Below are 5496 nucleotides of genomic sequence, written 5' to 3' on the forward strand. Positions count from 1 at the left end.
TGGCGCCACCAGCCTGTCACCGGAATGAAGGCCGAAAACTTCAGATCCCGGCGGTCCAAGGTTGGGTCTCAGAGCACGATTGAGCAAACTCTACATCAGACTGAGGGATCCCGAGGGGGGCAGGTCACGCGTCGTATCCTTCACAAGCATAAGGGATCGATTATGGTCCCCAGCAACCAAAAGACTCTTGCTCCGCAAGGTACAATCGACCTCGATTACTCGGTACGGTGCGTCATCGAAAAACGAGCAAAGAACTCGACGTCTTCATATGTATCTGCGCCCGCACTTCAGTTCCGCGCGTAGACATCCTCGTAGCGCAGGATGTCGTCCTCTCCGACATAAGCGCCGGTCTGCACCTCGATCAGCACCATCGGCACCTTGCCGGGGTTTTCCATGCGGTGCACCGCGCCGAGCGGGACGTAGACCGACTGGTTCTCGGTCACGAGCGTGACCTTGTCGTCCACCGTCACCCGCGCCGTGCCCTCGACCACGATCCAGTGCTCGGAGCGGTGGTGATGGCTTTGCAGCGACAGCGCCGCGCCGGGATGCACCATGATCCGCTTCACTTGGAAGCGGCCACCGACGACGAGGCTTTCGAACCAGCCCCAGGGGCGGTGGTCCTTGGGAAAGGCCGTGGCCTGCGGGGCCTCTTTGGCCTTGAGCGCCTCGACCGCTTTCTTCACGTCCTGCGCGCGGGACATGTCGGCCACCAGCACCGCGTCGCCGGTGGCGATCGCCATGATGTTGTCGAGCCCGATGCCGACGATCTCCAGCCGGTCGCTTTCCGAGCGCAGCAGCGTGTTGCGGCAATCGATCGCCGTGGCACCATGCGATGTGACGATGCCGTCCTCGTCCGGGCCGCTCTCGCGCCAGACCGCGTCCCAGCCGCCCAGATCCGACCATTCGCCCGAGAAGGGGACGACAGAGAGGTTCTCGGCCTTTTCCATCACCGCGTAGTCGATCGAGATGTCGGGCGCCTGCGCCCAGGCTTCGGGGTCGAGCCGCAGGAAGCCTAGGTCGGTCCTGGCAGCGGCGAGCGCGGCCTCGACCGGGGCGAATATCTCGGGCGCATGAGCGCGAAAGGCCGAGACCATGTCAGCGGCGCGGGCCATGAAGATGCCCGCGTTCCACAGGAAATTGCCCGAGGCGAGCATTGCCTCGGCGCGGTTTGCGTCGGGCTTCTCCACGAAGCGCAACAAGGCCTGCGGCGCGCCATCGGCCACGGGGGCATCGAGTTCGAGATAGCCGTAGCCCGTCTCGGGCCGGTCGGGGTGGATGCCGAAGGTGACGAGGCGGCCTTCGCGCACCGGCCCCAGGCCGCGCGCGATCGCGGCGTGGAAGGCCGCCGTCTCCGGCACGACGTGATCCGAGGGCGCCACCAGCATCAGCGCTTCGGGATCGCTGGCCGCGAGATGGGAGGCGGCGGCGAGGATCGCGGGCGCGGTGTTGCGCCCCTCGGGCTCGATCAGCACCGCGCCGGGATCGATGCCCGCAAGGCCCAGCTGCTCGGTGACGATGAAGCGGAAGTCGGAGTTGGTCAGAACGAGCGGCGGGGCGAAGCCCAGCTCGCCGTCCGGCCCCAGCTCCTGCCCGTGTAGCCGCCGCGCCGAGGCCTGAAACAGCGTCTCCTTGCCCATCAGCGGCACGAACTGCTTGGGATAGCTCTTGCGCGAGAGTGGCCAAAGCCGCGTGCCGGAACCACCGCAGAGAAGGACGGGGGTGATATGAGCCATGATCGCTGTTCTCCGCTGCGGGGCACCGGGGCGGTCCGGACCCATTGGGTCCAACAAAACCAATGGCATCCCCGTTGAACAGGAAAAAGCGAAGCGCGGCCTCAGCGCTCCAGCTTCAGCGCGAAGATGCCGCTGCGGGCGCGGATCCAGTCGAGCCGCCAGGCCGCGTCGTAGCCCAGTTCGACCGACAGCCGCGAGATGCCGAGCGGCTCAAGGTAGCCCGGCCCCTGCTGCACCTCGTAGCGGGCCTCGCAGACTACGCCGCCGCCTTCGCGTCGCGTGCCGGTGGCCGACAGAAGACCCACGCGCCGCCCGTCGTAGATGCGAAGCCCGTCGGGGCAGGCGCCGGTCTCGACCAGCCTTCCGAAGCCGCTCACCGGGTCAAGGACCCCGGCGACAGTGCCCGGCGCGGTCAGCGCCGTGGCTTCCGAGGGGGGCGCGATCGCCACCTCGCGCAACGCGCCGCCCTCAAGCGTCATCGACAGGTCGCGCGACTTGCGGCTGGAGCGGGTGCGGCCGCTGTGCCGGGTCGTGGCGCCCGTCTTCACGCTGCGCCCGGCGTAAGTGCCATCGAAGACGCCGAAGGGCGTGCTGTCGAGCGTCAGCGCCAGGTCGCGCGTGCCGCCCTGCGTGCTGTGGGTGACGCGGCCCAGGCGGTCACCGCCGAGCGAGATCTCGAAGGCCTCACCGGCGCGCGCGCCTTGGGCGGGCACGAAGGCAAGGCCGAGCAGAAGGGCGAGCAGGCGGGGCGGCGAGAGGGGCATGGCCGTCTTTCGAAAGGAGGAGGGGCTCAGATCAACCGGTCCTGCCGGTTGCGGCAAAAGCCCAGGAAGGCGGCGACGGGGTCGCGCGGCGCCTCGGTGATCCAGTCGCGCCATTCGCGCTCCACTGCGGCGATGTCGGCGCGAGGCAGGATCTCGCGCGCCGCCTCCAGCGCCGTCTCGGGCAGCGGCGGCAGATCGGCCTCGGGGGTGACGGTGCCGCGGTTGCGAAACACCACCATGTCGCTCTCGTCGTCATAGGCGATGTGGTAATCGGGCAGGTGATCGCTCTGCGCCATCTCCTTGACGGTGTGACGAAACCGCTTGAGCTCGGAGCGCGCGCCGGTGCGCATCAAGAGCTTCTCCAGCCCGATCTGCCAGCGCGGCTGGCTGCCGCAGAGCTTGCGCGCGATCTCGTAGACGCGCCGTTCGATCGGCTTGCGCAGGCGGAAATAGTCGCGGTGCAGCGTCAGCACGGATTTGCGGCGGATCGAGTTGTAGACCCATTCGGAAAGCTGGATCTCGGCATGCATGATCCGGCCCGTTTCCTCGTCGCCCTTGCGGATCACGGTGGCGCGCTCGACGAGGTGGAACCAGCCGCGCGCCTCTTCCTCGCTCAGGGGCATGTCGCCGCCGCCGGGCCGGGTGGTGATGTTGGTCTTGATCACCGTGCCCATCAGCCGGTCGAGCGCCTCGCAGAAGGCGTCGTAATCCTTGCCGCCGGTGCCGCGGTTGACGAAGATCAGAAGGTCGCGCGGGTTGAAGCGCAGCACCCGGTCGACCTTCTCGCCGCGGTTGAGCTTGTGCATGATCTGGCTGACCGCGTAGATCAGGATGTCCTTGTCGTAGATCGTCGCCTGGCCTTTGGCCGAGGGCACGATCTCGACCCAGTTGGACCCATGCTCGTAGCGCCGGACCGACATGTCGGGCTTCTTGGAGAGCGCGTAGAACGGATGCTCCATCGAGGGCACCAGATCCTTGAGCACCGCTTCCGCAACGTCGCAGATGCTGTAGTCGATCTGCGGATGGCGCTCGGGCAGCAGATGGTCGATGGCGGATCCGAAATCCTGCGCGCTCTGTGGCATGTCCGGTCTCCTGGGATCCGTTCGGTGCGGATTGATTCGTGGAATCGGGAACCCCAACGCCCATGAGCTGCACCGATCTTCGGGGTATCGGGGACAGCGCGGGATTTCAAGTCACGTTTTTCCCAGCAATTTCGTGGGATCGGGAACAGGGACTCCTTGAAAGAAAGGGGCTTCTAAGCAGCGTTTCGATTTGATTCGGGGTATCCGGAACGGCTCTTCACAGTTTCGAATTCGTGTCAAACGGATTCGGGGTATCGTGAACGTTTACTTTGATGCCCTCCCTTCGGTCCGGCCAAGGCGAGCGGCTTTCGGGGAGAGTAGGACGGGCAGCGCGAGGGCCCATCTTAAGTGTTATATAGTGTTATAGTGTGTTACGGGCCAAAAAAAGCCCTGTAACACCATGAAAAATATAATATATTCCGAAAGCCCGGTTCCTAATATCCGCGTTTCGGTTCCTGATGTCCGCGTTTCGGTTCCTAATGTCCGCGTTTGGGGTCGTAGATATCCACAGCTTATGCACAGGTTTATACACAGGCTATCGGGGCGGTTCCCGATGTCCGCGAAACGGCCTTCGGTTCCCGATGTCCGCGTTCGGGTTCCTAATGTCCGCGAGATCGCGGTTCCCGATGTCCGCAGACGCCGGTTCCTGATGTCCGCGTTCGGGTTCCCGATGTCCGCAAACCGGGCTCAGGACAGCTGGCGCCGGGGGCGGCGCAGCATCGAGCCGGTGTAGATCACCAGCGCCAGCCAGATCATCGGGAAGGCCACGCGCCGCGCCGGATCGAACGCCTCGCCAAAGATCAGAACCGCCGTGAGGAAGATCATCGTCGGCGCGATGTATTGCAGGATGCCGATGGTCGAGAGCCTCAGCAGCTTGGCGCCATTGGCATAGACGAGGAGCGGCACCGCCGTGACCACGCCCGTGCCCAAGAGCAGCCACAGGTCGCGCGTCGTGCCACCGAGGAAATGCCCCTCTCCTTGCAGGCCGAGCCAGCCCAGATAGGCGAGCGCGGGCGGCATCAGGATCAGCACCTCGAGCAGGAAGCCTTGGTTGGGCCCGATCGGCAGCGCCTTCTTGAAGAAGGCATAGGCGCCCCAGCTCACCGTGAGGCCGAAGGCCACCAGCGGCACCCGCCCCGAGGCCAGCGTCAGGATCAGCACCGCCGCCGCCGCCAGCGCCACGGCCGCGATCTGCAGCCGCGACAGCCGCTCGCCCAGGAGCACCGCGCCCAGGAACACGCTGAACAGCGGGTTGATGTAATACCCCAGCGCCGCGTCGAGCGCATAGCCATTGGCGATGGCCCAGACATAGATGCCCCAGTTGACCGAGATCAGGCAGGCGGTGACCACCGCCATGCCGAGCATCCGCGGGCTGCGGACCGCGATCTTGAGATCCCCGGTGCGCCCGGTGAGCATGAGCACCAGCCCGGCGATCGGGATCGACCAGAGCACGCGGTGCGCGATCACCTCCGCGGGCGGGATATGCGCCAGCGCCTTCATGTAGAGCGGCAGGACGCCCCAGATCAGATAGGCCGTGGTGGCCAGCACGAAGCCGCGCGGGCTGTCCTCGTTCGCTTGCATGACGCATCCTTTCCCTTGGATGCGACAGCAGTCGCGCTTTGCCGCGCGGACGACAAGAGCGCGTAGTCTGCTATCGGATCAGGCAGTCACAACGGCCCCGCGCAGGCTGACCCTGCGTCGCTCGAAGTTTTCCGAAAAAACCTCTTGCGGCCCCCCGCCTCTATCCGTAGAAGGCCCCTCACCGGCGGCGCAGAGATGCACTGACGGGGACACATTCCGAAGGGGACGGGTTGGAGCGCCACAAGTTGGGGCGCTCTGGTTTGGTTTTCTTCCTGCTCTTTGACATTGATGATATCTGAAGAGATATGCGGGCGGCTTCGGTTCATTTCGATGGAT

Annotated in this window: 4 protein-coding genes; all 4 read right to left on the reverse strand. The window is 65.4% G+C overall.

Going from position 1 to position 5496, the window contains the following annotated elements:
• Nucleotides 1-287 precede the first annotated feature (287 nt).
• The gene (locus tag NHG85_RS17710) at nt 288-1733 is read right to left on the reverse strand and encodes a mannose-1-phosphate guanylyltransferase/mannose-6-phosphate isomerase (protein WP_253334900.1); all 1446 of its coding nucleotides are present in this window, start codon (nt 1731-1733) and stop codon (nt 288-290) included.
• 101 nt (nt 1734-1834) lie between these two features.
• A complete protein-coding gene (locus tag NHG85_RS17715) occupies nt 1835-2497 on the reverse strand; it encodes a hypothetical protein (protein ID WP_253334902.1) in 663 nt (220 codons plus the stop codon).
• 26 nt (nt 2498-2523) lie between these two features.
• Nucleotides 2524-3579: a replication initiator protein A gene (locus NHG85_RS17720; RefSeq protein WP_253334904.1), complete on the reverse strand. Its 1056-nt coding sequence runs from the start codon at nt 3577-3579 to the stop codon at nt 2524-2526.
• A 687-nt stretch (nt 3580-4266) separates the two neighbouring features.
• Nucleotides 4267-5160, reverse strand: coding sequence for an EamA family transporter RarD (gene rarD / locus NHG85_RS17725; RefSeq protein ID WP_253334906.1), 894 nt, complete (start codon nt 5158-5160; stop codon nt 4267-4269).
• Nucleotides 5161-5496: the final 336 nt, after the last annotated feature.

Source organism: Limimaricola litoreus, assembly GCF_024159025.1.
In the GTDB taxonomy this organism is placed as follows: domain Bacteria; phylum Pseudomonadota; class Alphaproteobacteria; order Rhodobacterales; family Rhodobacteraceae; genus Limimaricola; species Limimaricola litoreus.

Excerpts from the sequence above, each read along its gene's own strand:
- NHG85_RS17710 (WP_253334900.1), bottom strand. The coding sequence starts at position 1,733 with ATGGCTCATATCACCCCCGTCCTTCTCTGCGGTGGTTCCGGCACGCGG.
- NHG85_RS17715 (WP_253334902.1), bottom strand. The coding sequence starts at position 2,497 with ATGCCCCTCTCGCCGCCCCGCCTGCTCGCCCTTCTGCTCGGCCTTGCC.
- NHG85_RS17720 (WP_253334904.1), bottom strand. The coding sequence starts at position 3,579 with ATGCCACAGAGCGCGCAGGATTTCGGATCCGCCATCGACCATCTGCTG.
- rarD (WP_253334906.1), bottom strand. The coding sequence starts at position 5,160 with ATGCAAGCGAACGAGGACAGCCCGCGCGGCTTCGTGCTGGCCACCACG.